16 protein-coding genes and 1 pseudogene are annotated in these 17,361 nt (G+C 71.3%); 11 read left to right on the top strand and 6 right to left on the bottom strand.

Annotation, left to right across the window (positions count from 1 at the left end; translation table 11 throughout):
* Positions 1-12: 12 nt before the first annotated feature.
* The 3 genes and pseudogenes from ACLZOT_RS28055 to tgmC form a co-directional block, all read left to right on the top strand.
* The gene (locus ACLZOT_RS28055) at positions 13-654 is read left to right on the top strand and encodes an HAD family hydrolase (RefSeq protein ID WP_416971871.1); all 642 of its coding nucleotides are present in this window, start codon (positions 13-15) and stop codon (positions 652-654) included.
* Between the two features lie 105 nt (positions 655-759).
* Positions 760-1,950: a helix-turn-helix domain-containing protein gene (locus ACLZOT_RS28050; RefSeq protein ID WP_416971870.1), complete on the top strand. Its 1,191-nt coding sequence runs from the start codon at positions 760-762 to the stop codon at positions 1,948-1,950.
* Positions 1,951-2,073: 123 nt separating this feature from the next.
* A pseudogene (gene tgmC, locus ACLZOT_RS28045) lies at positions 2,074-3,132 on the top strand (ATP-grasp peptide maturase system methyltransferase); the annotation flags it as partial.
* A gap of 12 nt (positions 3,133-3,144) precedes the next feature.
* On the opposite strand, the gene ACLZOT_RS28040 reads toward tgmC, so the two are convergent.
* The 3 genes from ACLZOT_RS28040 to ACLZOT_RS28030 form a co-directional block, all read right to left on the bottom strand.
* Complete coding sequence (locus tag ACLZOT_RS28040) at positions 3,145-3,999, bottom strand: DUF4429 domain-containing protein (RefSeq protein ID WP_416971919.1); 855 nt, start codon at positions 3,997-3,999, stop codon at positions 3,145-3,147.
* A gap of 58 nt (positions 4,000-4,057) precedes the next feature.
* Positions 4,058-5,275 (bottom strand): alpha/beta hydrolase, encoded by a 1,218-nt coding sequence (locus tag ACLZOT_RS28035; RefSeq protein ID WP_416971869.1) that lies wholly within the window; start codon positions 5,273-5,275, stop codon positions 4,058-4,060.
* 113 nt (positions 5,276-5,388) lie between these two features.
* Complete coding sequence (locus ACLZOT_RS28030) at positions 5,389-6,015, bottom strand: TetR family transcriptional regulator (RefSeq protein WP_416971868.1); 627 nt, start codon at positions 6,013-6,015, stop codon at positions 5,389-5,391.
* A 66-nt stretch (positions 6,016-6,081) separates the two neighbouring features.
* Here ACLZOT_RS28030 and ACLZOT_RS28025 point away from each other — a divergent pair, with 66 nt between their 5' ends.
* Positions 6,082-7,701: an MFS transporter gene (locus tag ACLZOT_RS28025; protein WP_416971867.1), complete on the top strand. Its 1,620-nt coding sequence runs from the start codon at positions 6,082-6,084 to the stop codon at positions 7,699-7,701.
* Positions 7,702-7,950: 249 nt separating this feature from the next.
* Here the strand turns inward: ACLZOT_RS28025 and ACLZOT_RS28020 are convergent, their stop codons facing one another.
* Positions 7,951-8,394, bottom strand: a complete 444-nt coding sequence (locus ACLZOT_RS28020; RefSeq protein ID WP_416971866.1) for a MerR family transcriptional regulator — start codon at positions 8,392-8,394, stop codon at positions 7,951-7,953.
* 74 nt (positions 8,395-8,468) lie between these two features.
* Between ACLZOT_RS28020 and ACLZOT_RS28015 the strand changes: the two genes are divergently transcribed.
* Together ACLZOT_RS28015 and ACLZOT_RS28010 are read left to right on the top strand one after the other, a co-directional pair.
* Entirely contained in the window at positions 8,469-9,290 is an 822-nt protein-coding gene (locus ACLZOT_RS28015; RefSeq protein WP_416971865.1) for a serine hydrolase domain-containing protein, read from the top strand.
* A gap of 52 nt (positions 9,291-9,342) precedes the next feature.
* Positions 9,343-10,965 (top strand): serine/threonine-protein kinase, encoded by a 1,623-nt coding sequence (locus ACLZOT_RS28010; RefSeq protein ID WP_416971864.1) that lies wholly within the window; start codon positions 9,343-9,345, stop codon positions 10,963-10,965.
* On the opposite strand, the gene ACLZOT_RS28005 is transcribed toward ACLZOT_RS28010, so the two are convergent.
* Complete coding sequence (locus ACLZOT_RS28005; RefSeq protein WP_416971918.1) at positions 10,920-11,618, bottom strand: pirin family protein; 699 nt, start codon at positions 11,616-11,618, stop codon at positions 10,920-10,922. The genes ACLZOT_RS28010 and ACLZOT_RS28005 overlap by 46 nt on opposite strands.
* Positions 11,619-11,699: 81 nt before the next feature.
* Between ACLZOT_RS28005 and ACLZOT_RS28000 the strand changes: the two genes are divergently transcribed.
* The 5 genes from ACLZOT_RS28000 to ACLZOT_RS27980 all read left to right on the top strand — a co-directional run bounded on the left by ACLZOT_RS28000 (position 11,700) and on the right by ACLZOT_RS27980 (position 16,644).
* Complete coding sequence (locus ACLZOT_RS28000; RefSeq protein WP_416971863.1) at positions 11,700-12,902, top strand: PucR family transcriptional regulator; 1,203 nt, start codon at positions 11,700-11,702, stop codon at positions 12,900-12,902.
* An 89-nt stretch (positions 12,903-12,991) separates the two neighbouring features.
* Positions 12,992-13,906: an ACP S-malonyltransferase gene (locus ACLZOT_RS27995; protein WP_416971862.1), complete on the top strand. Its 915-nt coding sequence runs from the start codon at positions 12,992-12,994 to the stop codon at positions 13,904-13,906.
* A gap of 12 nt (positions 13,907-13,918) precedes the next feature.
* On the top strand, positions 13,919-14,920 hold the full coding sequence (locus ACLZOT_RS27990) for a ketoacyl-ACP synthase III (protein ID WP_416971861.1): 1,002 nt from the start codon (positions 13,919-13,921) through the stop codon (positions 14,918-14,920).
* Positions 14,921-15,006: 86 nt separating this feature from the next.
* Positions 15,007-15,255, top strand: coding sequence for an acyl carrier protein (locus ACLZOT_RS27985; protein WP_416971860.1), 249 nt, complete (start codon positions 15,007-15,009; stop codon positions 15,253-15,255).
* A 93-nt stretch (positions 15,256-15,348) separates the two neighbouring features.
* A complete protein-coding gene (locus ACLZOT_RS27980) occupies positions 15,349-16,644 on the top strand; it encodes a beta-ketoacyl-[acyl-carrier-protein] synthase family protein (RefSeq protein ID WP_416971859.1) in 1,296 nt (431 codons plus the stop codon).
* Positions 16,645-16,730: 86 nt separating this feature from the next.
* On the opposite strand, the gene ACLZOT_RS27975 is transcribed toward ACLZOT_RS27980, so the two are convergent.
* The gene (locus tag ACLZOT_RS27975; RefSeq protein WP_416971858.1) at positions 16,731-17,225 is read right to left on the bottom strand and encodes a DUF3145 domain-containing protein; all 495 of its coding nucleotides are present in this window, start codon (positions 17,223-17,225) and stop codon (positions 16,731-16,733) included.
* Positions 17,226-17,361: the final 136 nt, after the last annotated feature.

The raw sequence follows: 17,361 nt of genomic DNA, 5'->3' as shown, positions 1-17,361 counted from the left end.
TAGTTTCCAAGCGTGCTGGAAACCATCGTGCTGGACGTAGGTGAGACTCTCACCCGAGACGACCGCTACTGGGGAGCATGGGCCGACTGGCTGGGCATCCCCCGCCACACGCTCTCCGCACTCGTCGGTGCCGTGGTGGCCCAGGGCCACGACAACGCGGAAGCGCTACGGCTCGTACGCCCCGGCATCGACATCGGGGCCGAGTACCGCAGACGCGCGGAGGCAGGCCAGGGCGAGCACCTGGAGGAGGCGGACCTCTACGACGACGTCCGTCCCGCGCTGACCGCACTCCGCGAGGCAGGCGTACGCGTGATCGTCGCGGGCAACCAGACCGCACTCGCCGGAGACCTGCTCCGCGCCCTGAACCTCCCGGCGGACCTCATCGCCACGTCGGAGGAATGGGGTACGGCGAAACCCCGACCAGCCTTCTTCGAACAGGTGCTGAAGGTGTCCCAAGCACCCGCCGACCGCACCCTCTACGTCGGCGACCACCCGGCCAACGACATCTTCCCCGCCAGAGCGGCCGGGTTGAGAACGGCACACCTGCGACGCGGCCCATGGGGCCACCTCTGGGCCGACGCCCCCGAAGTCGTCGAGGCGGCGGACTGGCGGATCGACAGCCTCGCGCAACTCGTCGACATCGCGAGGCAGTGACGCACACAACCCCCAGTGCCCCGGAAGGCGTTCGGGCCGATTCCATGCACGAAGTGTTCCTGCGCGAGTACGGTTCGCGGTGGTTGCACCGAGCCAGGAGCCAGCATGTCCGCACACGTCCGAGGTGGAGTGGGTGGTCGCGTCGCCTACTACCGCAGCGTCATGCGACCCAAGATGTCCCAACAGGATCTCGCAAACGCCGCGCATCTGTCCCTGGGGACGATCTGCAAGATCGAGCAGGGTGAACGCGGCGTCGGGGATTCGGCGTTGGAGACGATCGCGGACGCCCTCGGCGTGGACCCTTTTCTGCTCCTCTTCGGACGCAACGCCCCGCGGACCGCCGTCCATGCCGCACTGCCGACGCTTTCCGCCACGTTAGCCATGCAAGAGATCCCGGAGGACGGCCCGGTACGTCCTTTGCCGGAGCTGCGTACCGATGTCGAGGCCACTGTGGACTGGAGGCTCACGGCGCACTACACCCGTATCGCCCGGCGCCTGCCCGACCTGCTGGCCGAACTCGCCCGCGCCCGCCACCGGTTCAGCGGCCCCGACCGAGCGGCACTCGCGGCTCTGCTGGTCACGGCATACCGCTCGGCGGACGCCGCCGCCTTCGAAGCGGGCGCCTGGGACCTCTCCGCCCGGCTGGTCGATCTCATGCGCCATGTCGTTCCCGACGCCGACGACCCCTTGCTGACGGCCTCCGTGGCCTATGTGCGCACCGAGACGTTCTTCGCCGCGTCCGCCCATGCGGCGGACCTGCGGGCTCTGGAGCAGGCACTCGACGCGGCCCCGGCACCGACCACGGCAGATCGGTCCGCTGCCCGGGGAGCACTCCATATGAGAGCAGCGGTGATCGCTGGTCGGGCGTTCGATCTCGCCGCTACGCAAATGCACCTGGCCGAGGCCCGCGCCCTCGCCGACCAACTCCCCGAGGCCGTGTACCACGGCACCGCGTTCGGCCCCGACTCCGTACGTGTCCACGAAGTCTCCGTCGCCGTCAGCCTCGGTCACGACCATGTCGGCAAAGCCCTGGAAGTGGCACGCAAGGGGAAACCTCCGACCAGCCTTCCCGCAGAGCGCCGGAGCGGTTTCTACATCGACCTGGCCCGAGCGCATCTGTGGTCAGGGCAGGCCGCCGGGCACGCCTTCGAGGCGCTCAAGGTGGCCCGCCACATCGCGCCCCAGCACACCCGGGAGCACCCGTGGGTCCGCGAGGACGCCGGAACTCTCCGACGCCTCGAACGGGCCGACTCCGAGGCCCTCACCTCATTCGCCGAATGGTGTTCCGCCGTCTGACCGCGGTGTACCCCTCACAGGGGTACTTGTAGCTGCCGCTCACCGTCACCATCTGTCGCACGTACAGAACAGGCAGACGGGACCAGGAATGGCGAACGCACTCATACCCGCGCCGACCCCGCGTGGCGCGTGGCCGTCGAGGCGACTCCCCGCGAACTCTTCGTCGACACCGCGCTCTTCCGGCCCGTCGGAGCCACGTGGGAACCCCTGCACCGGGCCAGGACGACCGAGGACGAGTGGCTGCGTCTCGTCTGCTCCGACACCACCTGGGTGACTCAGGTGGACGGCATCGACGCGGCCGACACCGCTGCGGCGCGGTCCGGGAACCCCACATCGTCATCGACTCTCCCCTCCCTGGTGATCCGCACCCTTGAGGCGGCCGGCATCAAGGACGGCGACCGGGTCCTGGAGATCGGTACCGGAACCGGCTACTCCACGGCCGTCCTGTGCCATCGGCTGGGCGAGGAGAACGTCACCTCTGTCGAGTACGACCCTGGACTGGCCGCCCATGCGGCCGAGCACCTGCGCCGTGCCGGGTACGCCCCCACCCTGGTCACCGGTGACGGCCTGCAAGGGCACCAGGAAGGCGCCGAATACGACGCAGTCGTAGCGACGTGCGCCGTCCGGTCCGTCCCCCGCCCTTGGCTGTGGCAACTGAGGGACGGCGGATCCATCACCACGACCCTCAGCGGCTGGATGCTCGCCTCAGGGCTGATCCGCCTCACCCTGGACGACGAAGGGACGGCCACCGGCCGTTTCGAGCGGGACCACGTCTCCTACATGCTCGCCCGCCCCCACGAACGCCCGCCTCGCCCCCTGTTCCACCGGCTCTCCGGCGACGTCCGCGCCACCCGAGCAGATCCCGGCGTCCTCCAGGACTGGACAGGACTGTTCGTCGCACAACTGGCCGCCCCGTCCGCCGAGTTCCGGACCGCGGGCGTCAGCGGTGACGTCGTCCTGTCGGACGTGGCCACCGGGTCCCAGGCGTGGACCGACTCCGCGTCGGCAGAAGTGCACCAGCACGGACCACTGCGCCTGTGGGGCCAGGTCGAGAACGCCCTCAGGACCTGGCAGGCAGCGGGAGCACCCGATCAGACGGCCTTCGGCATGACGGTCACCGACGAGACCCAGACCGTCTGGCTCGGCGCCCCGGACGGACCGAGCTGGATGCTCCCAGCCTGACAGGCCCCGCCCCTACAGCTCCGCCAGCAGCTCCGCCTTCTTCGCCGAGAACTCCTCGTCCGTGACGAGCCCCGCCTCGTGCAGCTCCCCCAGGTGCCGGATGCGCTCGGCGACGTCCGCCGGGTCCCGCCGGGCGGGCGCCGCGACGACCGCCGCCGGCTTCTGCCCGCGTACGGCGGCCAGGACGGCGGCGGCGAACGGCAGCGACTCGTGCACCGGCCCGTACCCGAGCCCGAAGACGACGGCCGCGGGGTCCTGGTCGGGCTGGACGGCGACGGGCGACGCCTCGCCGCGCAGCAGCCGCAGATGCCCCTCGAAGACCTCCGGCGAACGCCATTCGACGCCGGTCAGCTCGGAGACGGGGAAGGACTGGTCGCCGGCCTTCCACTTCGCGGAGGACGCGCCGGTCCAGAACCAGCGGAAGCGGACGCCGCGGCCGTCGAAGGACGCCTTCGCGTCGTACGCCTTGAAGGAGAGCGGCACCTCGGGGGCCTCGACGAGGAACCGTTCCGCCGGGCCCGACCTGGTCAGCAGCCCCCGTACCTCCTCGGCGTAGTACTCCGCGAGGGCGTCGCGCTCGGCGGGCAGGACGAGCCGGTAGGGGTCGGAGCCCTCCTTGAGCTGGCCCTCGGCCGCCGCGAGCAGCGGATCGGCGCCCTCGCGCAGGTCGAGCCGGAGAACGACCGTCCCGCGCCTGCCGGGGGACAGGGACACGCCCTCGACCGCCGCGAGCGGGATACGCCGTTCACCGAGCGCCGAGAACAGCTTCGGCGCCCGCATCCCCCGTTCGTAGCGGATGAGCACGGAGTCGGACTCGAACTCCCAGGCGGCATGCGAACCGGCCAGTACATCACCCATGCGGCTCATCGTATGCGGGACCCGCATCTTCGTCCCCTCCCTGCGCACACCGCAGTTCCTGCTGTTTCTACGCGCGTCCGGCCGTGGTAGTGGCGGACAAACCCGCCCGGCAGGCCGTGTCATCGTCGGCGCACACCACCGATCGGTACGCGCCAGTCCCGATCTCGGCGAAATTGCGCAGCGAGTCCGTGCCGGGCTCGAAGTACCCGGCGTGCCCGCGCGCCTGCTTCGCCGCGAGCCGCCGCGCCCCGAACCCCACCGACACGGGGTCCTCACCGTGCCCGAGCCCGCCGAGCTCCAGGTACGGCACGTCCTGGATCCAGTCGTCCGCGTCCCGCATCGCCCACACGCGCGCGGAGGTGTGCAGGTGGGACGCCTTCTCGACCCGCATCCCCGGGCTCCCGGCGACCGCTATGTCGGCGACCCGCGCGGGCATGGCGTGCGCCGCGACCCCGCAGACGACCGAGCCGTAGCTGTGGCAGAACAGCGAGACCGGCGCCTTCCCGGGCAGCGCCCGCAGCAGCGCGTTCAGACGTACGGCGCCGTCCTCGGCGCGCATCGCGGTCGCCGACTCGATGCCGAGCCCGGCGGGGGCGGTGTAGTCGGCCCACGCGATCACGGCCGTGCCGGTCCGGGGGCTGACGGCGCGCTCCGCCGCGTACAGGGCCTGCGCCATGCCGACGGGGGCCCGGTACTTGCTGACCGTCCGCTCGAAGGTCAGCAGGTCGGTGTCCACGCCCGGGACGACGACGGAGACCCTGGCGGCGCTCGTCAGGTCGCCGAACACCTCGGCGGCCCGGCCGCTGCCCTCGGGATCGAAGGCGAGGATCTGCCGCCCGCCCCCGGCCATCGCCTCGAAGCGGTGCATACGGCGGCCCGCCTCGCGCTGGCCGTCGGCGGTGAGCCGGGGGTCGTGCATGCGTTCGGCCTCGACGGCGGCGGCCTGGCCGAGCGCGATGCGGTTGGCGCGGTAGCGCAGCCTGACCGGGGCGCCGTTCATGTTGCCGACGGCCAGCGGATAGGTGTGCGCGAGGCTGTTGCGCTCGGGAGCGGTGAGCGCGGCGAAGAAGCGGGCCAGGCGGGCGGGCGCCTGGTCGGGGTCCGGGAGGAGGCGGCCGTCGAGGAAGCCGTGCCGCCACGCGGAGCGGGAGGCTTCGAGGGCGCTGTCGGAAGGCTGGGAGCGCAGAGCGGTCCAGCCGGTCGTCGACAGCATCACGAAGACCACGGCCAGCGCGAGCAGTGCGCGCCAGACGCCGATCTGGGGAGAGGAGTCGAAGGAAGTCACTGAGGGGACACACTAGGAGAACGAAAGGGTCTCGGGGGCCCCGAGTGACAGGGATCACGTTTCGGTCACCGAGCGCCTGGGAAGCGCTTCGAACAGCCAACTCCCGCCCGCCATCAGCCCTTTCGCCAGACGCCGATCAGCTCGGGTCCCACCTGATCGAGGTACAGCGCGGTCCGCTCCCGCATCGCCGCCAGGTCCGTCCCCTCCTCCCCGGCCCAGCCGCGCTCCGCGACCCGGATCACCCCGCTGAACAGCGCGACGACCAGGCGCGGCCGGGGGTCCGTGGCGAGGTTCGTCCGCTCGCGCTCCGCGATGATCCCCGCGATGTGCTCCTCCAGCTCCGCCGAGCGCCGCAGATGCGCCGCGAACAGGGCGGGCGTCTCCTCGATCGTGCGGTAGCCGTGCGTGTACAGCTCCATCGGTACGACGCGTTCGATCGCCTCGTCCATCGTGCCGAGGCTCTCCTTGAGGGCCTCGCGCATCGCCTCGAAGGGGTGTTCATGGGGCGGGCGCTCCAGCAGGCACTCCACGAAGTGCTCCTCCGCGATGCGGGGGACGAACAGGGCGACGTCCTCCTTGCTCGCGAAGTAGCGGAAGAAGGTGCGCTGCGAGACCTCGACGGCGGCCACGATCTCGTCGACGGTCGTGCGGTCGAAACCCTGGGTCGTGAAGAGCGCGAGCGCGGCTCTGACCAGGGCGTCTCTCGTGTGCTGTTTCTTGCGCTCGCGCAGTGTTCTCATACGTGTCAGTCACCGGCTTGTGAATCGGTTCGTCAATTGTCAGTGGCTGTCACTAGCGTAGGAGGCATGACTAGTCAGACCACCCTCGAAGCGGCGGGCCACGGGGACGGGGCACCGACGGCCCCGGCGGGCTCGCCGCCCGGCGCGGGGCTGCGCGGCCACCCCTGGTTCACGCTGATCACCGTCGCGGTCGGGGTCATGATGGTCGCCCTCGACGGCACCATCGTGGCCATCGCCAACCCCGCCATCCAAAAGGACCTCGGCGCGACGTTCGCGCAGGTCCAGTGGATCACGAACGGCTACTTCCTCGCCCTCGCGGTGTCCCTCATCACCGCGGGCAAACTCGGCGACCGCTTCGGCCATCGCCAGACCTTCCTGATAGGCGTGGCCGGTTTCGCCCTCGCCTCCGGCGCGATCGGCCTCTCCTCCAGCGTCTCCGCCGTCGTCGTCTTCCGCGTCCTGCAAGGGCTGTTCGGGGCGCTGCTCATGCCGGCCGCGCTCGGCCTGCTGCGGGCCACCTTCCCCGCCGAGAAGCTGAACATGGCGATCGGCATCTGGGGCATGGTCATCGGGGCGTCCACCGCGGGCGGGCCGATCCTCGGCGGGGTGCTCGTCGAGCACGTCAGTTGGCAGTCGGTGTTCTTCATCAACGTGCCCGTCGGAGTCATCGCCCTCGCCCTCGGCGTGACGATCCTCCTCGACCACCGCGCGGAAAACGCGCCGCGCTCCTTCGACCTCCCCGGCATCGGGCTCCTCTCCGGCGCCATGTTCTGCCTCGTCTGGGCCCTCATCAAGGCGCCCGAGTGGGGCTGGGGCGGCGGGCTCACCTGGGCGTTCCTCGCGCTGGCCATCGCCGGGTTCGGAGCCTTCGCCTTCTGGGAGACCAAGGTCAAGGAGCCGCTGATCCCGCTCGGCCTCTTCCGCTCCGTACCGCTCTCCGCCGGCGTGGTCCTCATGGTCCTCATGGCCATCGCCTTCATGGGCGGCCTCTTCTTCGTGACGTTCTACCTCCAGAACGTCCACGGTCTCAGCCCCATCGACGCCGGGCTCCACCTCCTCCCGCTCACCGGGATGATGATCGTCGGCTCCCCGCTCGCGGGCGCGATGATCACGAAGTTCGGCCCCCGGGTGCCCCTCGCCGGGGGCATGGCCTGCACCGCCCTCGCCATGTACGGCGTCTCCACCCTCGACACCGACACCGGCAGCCTCGCCATGTCCACCTGGTTCGCCCTCCTCGGCCTCGGCCTCGCGCCGGTCATGGTCGGCGCGACCGAGGTCATCGTCGGCAACGCGCCCATGGAGCTCTCCGGCGTCGCCGGCGGCCTCCAGCAGGCCGCCATGCAGATCGGCGGCAGCCTCGGTACGGCCGTCCTCGGCGCGGTCATGGCCTCCAAGGTCGACAGCGCGCTGCCGGACAACTGGAAGGCCGCCGGGCTCCCCGAGATGACCCCGGCCCAGCTCGACCAGGCGGCCGAGGCGGTCCAGGTCGGCGCGGCTCCCGTCGCCCCCGGTACGCCGGACGCCGTCGCCGCGAAGATCGCCGACGTCGCCCACGACACGTTCATCTCCGGCATGAGCCTCGCCTCGCTGGTGGCCGCCGGGGTCGCGGTGTTCGCGGTGCTGGTGGCGCTGCTGACGAAGCGGGGGGCCAACGCGGACGCCGCCGGGGGTGGGGTGCACATCTGACATTCACCTGACGCCCAGTCAACTCCCTCCCTGTCAACGAAACTGACGCAACGTCAAGGAAGTTCCCCAATCAGGGTGACTTTGCTAAAGCTCCCTCGCGCACGGTTCGCGGCGCGCGTCACAGTGGGTCAGGCCCAGGGCTGTGGCGCGCTGCCGGAGGGGGATAGCGCGCCGCGGCCCTGGGCGGGGGCGTGCTTCAGGGCCCGGGTTCGCGTACGGGGTGTCGATCTCGCGGGCCCGCGCCTCGCCCTACACCGAGTAGTACTGGATCTTCCGGTTCAGCACCGCCAGCGTGCCGTTCAGCTCCGCGATCCGGGCCTGGACGTCCCTGCGTGTCGACTCCAGCAGCTCCCGCCGCTCCCCGAACGTGCTCTCGCCCTCCCGGGCCAGCTCCGCGTACCGCACCATGTCCGCGACCGGCATCCCCGTCAGGCGCAGCTTGGTCACGAAGTCCAGCCAGTCCAGGTCGCGGTTGCAGTAGCGGCGCTGGCCGGTGTGGGAGCGGTCGACGTGGTCGAGGAGTCCGATCCGCTCGTACCAGCGCAGCGTGTGCGCGGTGAGGCCGGTGAGCGCGACGACCTCGCTGATCGTGTAGCTGTCCTGGCCGTCGGGGCGGGGGTGGGGCGGCGGGGGTGCTGCGCAGACGTCGACAGGGGCTTCGATGGTCAGGGGCGAGGTCTGCATCACCGTCATACCCCCAAGCTATGACCTTGGAGTGGGCTCGAAGCAAGCGGAAACAGTAAGAATCGCGAAGGTAGGCTCGCCGCATGTCCCTGAGCAGCCTCGCCCTGATCGAGAACTGGCCGGTGCCCACCGCCGCGGCGGGTGTGGTCCGCGCCGACGGTGCGGTCCTCGGCACCCACGGCCCGACCGCCCACCGCTTCCACCTCGCCTCGGTCACCAAGCCGCTCGCCGCGTACGCCGCGCTGGTCGCGTACGAGGAGGGGGCGATCGACCTCGACGAACCGGCGGGGCCGCCCGGGGCGACCGTACGGCATCTGCTCGCCCACACCTCCGGGCTCGCCTTCGACGAACACCGTGTGATGGCCCCGCCCGGCGACCGGCGCCTCTACTCCAACGCCGGTTTCGAGCAGCTCGGCGACCACATCGCGAAGGCGACGGAGATCCCGTTCCCGGAGTATCTGCGCCAGGCGGTGCTGGAGCCGCTGGGCATGGCGGACACGGTACTGGAGGGCTCGCCGGCGAAGGACGGCGTCTCCACCGTCGCGGACCTTCTCCGGTTCGCGGCGGAGGTGCAGGCGCCCCGACTCCTGGACCCCCGTACGGTGTTGGACGCGATGACCGTCCAGTTCCCCGGCACGAAGGGCGTGTTGCCGGGCTACGGCCACCAGAACCCCAACGACTGGGGCCTCGGCTTCGAGATCCGCGGCGCCAAGTCCCCGCACTGGACGGGAAGTTCGTCGTCGGCGCGGACCTTCGGGCACTTCGGCCAGTCCGGTACGTTCCTGTGGATCGACCCGGACGCGGGGCTCGCCTGCGTGGCGCTCACCGACCGCCCCTTCGGCTCCTGGGCGGCCGAGGTGTGGCCCGCGTTCACGGACCGGGTGCTCGGGGAGACCAAGGCCTGACAACCCCTCCGCTAACCTCGTCCCCACACGACTCGGTGATCTCGGGGGAGCGATGGGCGCGGGGCAACAGGACGGCCGTTTCGAGGTGTTGGAGGCCGGTGACCCCGAAGTCGTGGGGCCCTACCGGCTGTCCGCGCGGCTGGGGGTCGGCGGCATGGGCGCCGTCTACCTGTCCCACACGCCCGGCGGGCATCCGGTCGCGCTGAAGACCGTACGCCCCGAACTCGCCGAGAACCCGGAGTTCAGGCGGCGCTTCCGGCAGGAGGTGGAGGCGGCCAAGCGGGTGCAGGGGTTCTACACGGCGCCCGTCCTGGACTACGACGTGACGGGCGACCGGCCCTGGCTGGTCACCGCCTATGTCGCGGGCCCGAGCCTCGCGGCGGCCGTCGGCAGGCACGGGCCCCTCCCGCTGCCGTCGGTCCTGCTGCTGCTCGCCGGTGTCGCGGAGGCGCTGAGCGCGATCCACGGCGCGGACGTCGTGCACCGGGACCTCAAGCCGTCGAACGTGCTGCTCGCGGCGGACGGCCCGCGGGTCATCGACTTCGGCATCGCCCGCGCCTCGGACGCGACGGCCCTCACGGGCACCGGCGTCTCCCCCGGCACCCCGGCGTTCATGTCCCCCGAGCAGGCGGCCGGCAAGCCGGTCACCCCGGCGTCGGACGTCTTCGCCCTCGGCCAGATCGCGGTGTTCGCGGCGACGGGGCGGGGCGCGTACGGCGAGGGCTCGGCGCACGCGCTGCTGTACCGGATCGTCCACGAGACCCCCGACCTCACCGGCCTCCCGCCCGAACTGGCCTTCATAGCAAGGTGCTTGGACAAGGAGCCCGGCAACCGCCCCACCCCGGCGGAGGTGATCGCCCTGTGCCAGCAGGCGTCCTCCACCCCGCTGCGCCAGTCCGGGGACTGGCTCCCGGCGGCGGTCGGCGCGGAGATCCCCACGGCGACACCCGAGCCGTACGGCGCCCCGCCCGCACCCCGACCGCCGACCCAGCCACCGACCCACCCGGCGTACGCCCCGCCCCGCCCCTACAGCCCCACCCACCTCAGCCCGGCCCCGGCGCCCGCACCCGCCCCCTTCCCTGCCTGGCGTCCCCCGTACCCCCCGCCCCCGCCCCGCCGCAACAAGCTCTGGCGGGTGATCGCGATCGGCGCCTGTGTCGTCATCCCCCTCGCCTTCTGGGGCGCCGAGGTGCTCCTGAACCTCGACGACGCGACCGGAGCGGACACGGGCCGCGACGACAAGAAGGTGACCGCGCCCTCCCGCGCGAAGGACCCGACTCCCGCGTCCTACAAGGGAATCGACCTCCCCATCAACCACTTCCTCCGTTTCACGGACACCCCGCCGAAGCCGACGAACCCCGGCGTCTCCACCCGTAACAGCGAGCAGTCCGACTTCTACTTCTTCCAGGGCAACGACGACGAACTCATCGGCAGTGTGGGAAGGAAGGTCGTGGTCCTGGACGCCGGGCAGCAGGGCACGCTCCAGACCTGCCGGACGGCGACCCGTTTCACCCGTGAACTCCCGCTCCCCCAGGTCCCCGTGGGCACCAGGCTGTGCGTGACGACCTCGGCCGGTCACATCGCGCTGGTCACGTACCGGGGAAGCTCCCCGGCGAAGGACCCGAGCCGCTATGTCACCGTCGACGTGACGGTGTGGAAGAACGCGGTGGGCTGACCGCTCATCTCCCACATCAGCACCTCGGCGCCGCCGTTCAGGGCGACCAGCTCCAACTCCCCCTCGCCGGTGACCCGGAGGGCGTCACCGGCCGCCAACTCCAGGTCGCCCACCCGGACTCGGCCGCGCACGACATGGACGTACCCAAGTCCCGTCTCGGGAACGGCCGTTCGCTCGCCGGCTGACAACCTCCGTACATGCAGCATCGCCCCCGCGCCGGGGACGGCGTACGGGGTGGAGTCGGCGATGCCCCGGACGACGTCGTACGAGGGGTCGCCGCCGGGGTCCAGGGGGGCCAGCCACATCTGGAGGAAGACCAACGGGGCGTCCCCCGCGTTGCGTTCGACATGCCGGACACCCCCGGCGGCGGACAGGCGCTGGACGTCGCCGGGGCGCACGACGGTCTCGTGGCCGGCGGAGTCGCGGTGGGTGAGTTCGCCGGAGACGACCCAGGTGACGATCTCGGTGTGGGAGTGGGGGTGTTCGGCGAAGCCGGCGCCGGGTTCCAGCCGCTCCTCGTTGCAGGCGATGAGCGCGCCGAAGCGGAGGTTGTCGGGGTCGTAGTGCGGGCCGAAGGAAAAAGCGTGCAAAGTCTCGATGCCCTGCCCGGCGTCCCCGCCCCGGTAGCGCGCGTCCCCGCGCCGCACGTCCATCACGCCCCCACGGTAACCCCCTGGCCGGGTCCGGTAGGGCCGTGCGGCACCACCCCGCCCGGATGAGGCACCCTTGGACCCGTGCCCGAACCCAGACCCACCACCCCCCCGCCCGCCGCCCCGGCCCACCCGCACCCCGCCACGCTGAAGCGGCTGGAGAAGTCGTCCGGATCGCTGGCCGCGCAGGCCATCGCGAGGATGGACGAGAGCCTCTCGTGGTACCGGGCGATGCCCCCGGAGAACCGTTCCTGGATCGGCCTGGTCGCCCAGGCGGGCATCGCGGCGTTCACCGAGTGGTTCCGGCGCCCGGACGCCCCGCAGGCGATCTCGACGGACGTGTTCGGGACGGCGCCGCGCGAGCTGACACGGGCGATCACGCTGCGGCAGACGGTCGAGATGGTCCGTACGACGATCGAGGTCATGGAGTCCGCGATCGACGAGGTGGCCGCGCCGGGCGACGAGGGGGTGCTCAGGGAGGCGCTGCTGGTGTACGCCCGGGAGATCGCGTTCGCGACCGCGCAGGTGTACGCCCAGGCCGCCGAGGCACGGGGTGCCTGGGACGCGCGCCTGGAGTCCCTCGTGGTGAACGCGGTGCTGAGCGGCGAGGCCGACGACGGCGCCGTGTCCCGGGCGGCCGCGCTGGGCTGGAACTCCCCGGAGCATGTGTGCGTCGTGCTGGGCACCGCCCCGGACGGCGACTCCGAGCTGACCGTGGAGGCGATCCGGCGCGCTTCGCGGCACGCCAAACTCCAGGTGCTGACCGGCGTGTTGGGTGACCGGCTCGTCGTCATCGCGGGCGGCAGCGACAACCCCCTCGCGGTCGCCAAGTCGCTGATCGGCCCGTTCGCGGCGGGCCCGGTCGTCGCGGGACCCGTCGTACCGGACCTCCAGACGGCGACCCGTTCCGCGCAGGCGGCGACGGCCGGGCTGAAGGCGTGTTCGGCCTGGCAGGACGCCCCGCGCCCGGTCCTGGCGGACGATTTGCTCCCGGAACGCGCGATCGCGGGCGATCCCACCGCGCGCGGTCAGTTGGTGGAGGAGATCTACAGACCGCTGGAAGAGGCCGGTTCCGCATTGCTGGAAACACTCTCCGTATATCTGGAACAGGCCAGCAGTCTCGAAGGCGCCGCCCGGATGCTCTTCGTCCATCCGAACACCGTGCGCTACCGGCTCCGACGTGTGACTGACGTCACCGGATGGTCACCCTCCGATGTACGCTCGGCCTTTACTCTGCGGATCGCGCTGATCCTGGGGCGCCTGGCCGACGGAGATCCCCAGTCCTAGGCTTTTGTCGGGGCTCCACAAAACCCCCTGCTGTTCTTCGTCCCTGTCCCCACGGGCGGCCGTGCCCGTCCCCAAGAGAGAGTGTGAGAGTGCTCGTACTCGTCGCTCCCGGCCAGGGCGCCCAGACGCCCGGCTTCCTGACCCCCTGGCTCGAACTCCCCGGTGTCTCCGACCAGCTTTCCGCCTGGTCCGAGGTCATCGGGCTCGACCTGGTGCACTACGGCACGAACGCTGACGCGGACGAGATCCGTGACACCTCCGTCGCCCAGCCGCTGCTGGTGGCGGCCGGGATCGTCTCCGGCGCGGCACTCGGTGCCATCGCGCCGGGCGCGGTCGCCGGTCACAGCGTCGGCGAGCTGACCGCCGCCGCGTGGGCCGGTGTCCTCACCCCCGAGGACGCGCTGTCCCTCGTACGCAAGCGCGGTGTCGCGATGGCCGAGGCCGCCGCCGTCACCGAGACCGGGATGGCCGCGCTGCTCGGGGGCGACCCCGCGACGACCGTCCCGCATCTGGAGAAGCTGGGCCTGACCCCGGCGAACATCAACGGCGCGGGCCAGATCGTGGCCGCCGGTACGGCCGAGCAGCTCGCGGCGCTGGCCGAGGACAAGCCGGAGGGCGTGCGCAAGGTCGTCGCCCTCAAGGTCGCCGGCGCCTTCCACACGCACCACATGGCTCCGGCGGTGTCGGTGCTGGAGGACGCGGCACGGTCCGTGACCCCGGGCGACCCGAACACCGTCTACGTCTCCAACAAGGACGGCCGGACCGTCGCGACCGGCGCCGAGGTGCTCCAGCGGCTCGTCGGCCAGGTCGCGAACCCGGTCCGCTGGGACCTGTGCATGGAGACCTTCCAGAAGCTGGGCGCCACCGCGATCATCGAGGCCGCCCCCGGCGGCACCCTGGTGGGCCTCGCCAAGCGCGCCCTGCCCGACGTACCGAGACTGGCCCTGAAGACCCCCGACGACCTCGACGCGGCCCGCGAGCTGATCGCGGAACACGGCGCCTGAGAGGAGATCCCGATGGCGAAGATCAAGCCCGGCAAGGGTCATCCGTACGCGCGCATCCTCGGGGTGGGCGGCTACCGGCCGACCCGGGTCGTCCCCAACGACGTCATTCTGGAGACGATCGACTCGTCCGACGAATGGATCCGGTCCCGGTCCGGCATCGAGACCCGGCACTGGGCGAACGACGAGGAGACCGTCGCCGCCATGTCGGTGGAGGCGTCCGGCAAGGCGATCGCCGACGCGGGCATCACCGCCGGGCAGATCGGCGCGGTGGTCGTCTCGACCGTCTCGCACTTCAAGCAGACCCCGGCCGTCGCGACGGAGATCGCCGACAAGCTGGGCACGGACAAGGCCGCCGCGTTCGACATCTCGGCGGGCTGCGCGGGCTTCGGCTACGGCCTCACCCTCGCCAAGGGCATGATCGTCGACGGCAGCGCCGAATACGTGCTGGTCATCGGCGTGGAGCGGCTCTCCGACCTGACCGACCTGGAGGACCGGGCGACCGCCTTCCTGTTCGGTGACGGCGCCGGAGCGGTCGTCGTCGGGCCCGCCAAGGAGCCGGCGATCGGCCCGACGGTGTGGGGCTCGGAGGGCGACAAGTCCGAGACGATCAAGCAGACGGTGCCGTGGACGGACTACCGCGACGGCCACGTCGACAAGTTCCCCGCCATCACGCAGGAGGGTCAGGCGGTCTTCCGCTGGGCCGTCTTCGAGATGGCCAAGGTCGCCCAGCAGGCGCTGGACGCGGCCGGCATCACCGCGGACGACCTCGACGTCTTCATTCCCCACCAGGCCAACGAGCGGATCATCGACTCGATGGTGAAGACGTTGAAGCTGCCGGAGCACGTCACGGTCGCGCGTGACGTACGCACCACCGGCAACACCTCGGCCGCCTCGATCCCGCTCGCGATGGAGCGGCTCCTGGCGACCGGGGAGGCGAAGAGCGGCGACACGGCGCTCGTCATCGGTTTCGGGGCGGGTCTCGTGTACGCCGCGACGGTCGTTACCCTCCCCTAGGCACTCCGGGACCGGACCCCGCGACCGCGGGCCCGGACCCGGAAGCAGCACAGCCAACCCTCTGGAAGAAAAGAAGGAGCGCCACCATGGCCGCCACTCAGGAAGAGATCGTCGAAGGTCTCGCGGAGATCGTGAACGAGATCGCCGGCATCCCGGTTGAGGACGTCCAGCTGGACAAGTCCTTCACCGACGACCTGGACGTCGACTCGCTGTCCATGGTCGAGGTCGTCGTCGCCGCCGAAGAGCGCTTCGACGTCAAGATCCCGGACGACGACGTCAAGAACCTCAAGACCGTCGGCGACGCGACCGACTACATCCTCAAGAACCAGGGCTGACCCTCCCTGGGCTCTGAGCCTGTGGGGTGATTGCCCCGCCACCCGGCGGTGGCGCCGTTTCATCCTCGAAATTCCGTAGGAGAGAGAATTCCCGTGAGCCCGACCAATCGCACCGTGGTCGTCACCGGTATCGGCGCAACCACACCGCTGGGTGGCGACGCAGCCTCGACCTGGGAAGGTCTGGTCGCCGGCAAGTCCGGCGCCGGTCCGCTGACCCAGGAGTGGGCGGCCGACCAGGCCGTCCGGATCGCGGCCCAGATCGCCGTGGACCCCTCCGAGGTCCTCCCCCGTCCGCAGGCCCGCAAGCTGGACCGCTCGGCGCAGTTCGCGCTGATCGCCGCGCAGGAGGCGTGGGCCGACGCCGGCTTCACCGCCCGCGCCGGCGAGCCCCAGTCATCAGCTGCTGACGCAGCGGGCACCGTCAACCCCGACCGGCTCGGCGCGGTCATCGCCTCCGGCATCGGCGGCGTGACGACCCTGCTCGACCAGTACGACGTGCTGAAGGAGAAGGGCGTACGCCGCGTCTCCCCGCACACCGTCCCCATGCTGATGCCGAACGGCCCCTCGGCCAACGTCGGCCTGTACGTCGGCGCCCGCGCCGGCGTCCACACCCCGGTCTCCGCCTGCGCCTCGGGCGCGGAGGCGATCGGGTACGCCATCGAGATGATCCGCACCGGCCGTGCGGACGTCGTCGTCGCGGGCGGCACGGAGGCGGCGATCCACCCGCTGCCGATCGCCGCGTTCGGCAACATGATGGCGATGTCCAAGAACAACGACGACCCCGAGGGCGCGTCCCGTCCCTACGACAAGGCGCGCGACGGCTTCGTCCTCGGCGAGGGCGCGGGCGTGATCGTCCTGGAGTCCGCCGAGCACGCTGCGGCGCGCGGCGCCCGGGTCTACGCGGAGGCCGTCGGGCAGGGCATCTCGGCCGACGCGCACGACATCGTGCAGCCGGAGCCGGCCGGGCGGGGCATCGCCGCCGCGCTCAGCCACCTGATGGACTCCACCGACCTGGACCCGGCCGAGATCGTTCACGTGAACGCTCACGCGACGTCCACGCCGGCCGGTGACATCGCCGAACTCAAGGCGCTGCGCCAGGTGTTCGGGGACCACGCGGACCACTTCGCGGTCTCCGCGACGAAGTCGATGACCGGTCACCTCCTCGGGGGCGCCGGCGGTGTCGAGTCGGTCGCGACCGTCCTCGCGCTGTACCACCGGATCGCGCCGCCGACCATCAACGTCGAGAACCTCGACCCGGAGGCGGAGGCCAACGCGGACGTCGTCCTGGGCGAGGCCCGCAAGCTGCCCGTCGAGGGCCGTATCGCCGCGCTGAACGATTCGTTCGGCTTCGGCGGGCACAACGTGGTGCTGGCGTTCCGGTCCGTCTGAGACGGCTCTGTACGACGCTGAAGGGGCCCGACCTCACTGAGGTCGGGCCCCTTCTGGTGTGCGTGTGCGGGGGTCGCGCGATGTGATCAGACGACTTGGTGCAGCCAGCGCACCGGGGCGCCCTCACCGGCGTACCGGAACGGCTCCAGCTCGTCGTCCCACGGCTTGCCGAGCAGCTTCGTGATCTCGGCCTCGATGTCGCTCTCGCCGCGCTGGGATCTCAGCAGGGCGGCGCGCAGCCGGTCCTCGGGGATCAGGATGTCGCCGTGGATGCCGGTGACGGCGTGGAAGATGCCCAGGTCGGGGGTGCAGCTGTAGCGCTCGCCCTCGGCGGTCGCACAGGGCTCGGCGGTCACCTCGAAGCGCAGCATCTGCCAGCCGCGCAGCGCGGAGGCGAGTTTGGACGCCGTACCGGCCTGGCCCTTGAAGGAGAACTCGGAGCGCCAGGTTCCGGGCGAGGCGGGCTGGCGGATCCAGTCGAGGTTGACGCGCGTACCGAGCACCCCGGCGATGGCCCACTCGACGTGCGGGCACAGCGCGCGCGGCGCGGAGTGCACGTACAGAACTCCACGTGTCGTCACCGGGACCTCCGGGCAGAGCGGGACATCTTGCAGGGCTGGCTGAGCGGCGGCGTCGGGGCAGCCACGTTGATGGCGAGGCTACCGTGCGACGGGGTGCGGAGTGTGACGTACCGTCGGTCCAAGTGCCCCGAAAGGC

This window comes from Streptomyces sp. 4F14, from assembly GCF_048159485.1.
In the GTDB taxonomy this organism is placed as follows: Bacteria; Actinomycetota; Actinomycetes; order Streptomycetales; family Streptomycetaceae; genus Streptomyces.
Note: the sequence above shows the minus strand (reverse complement) of the source record. Positions and strands in the feature narration are given on the sequence as shown.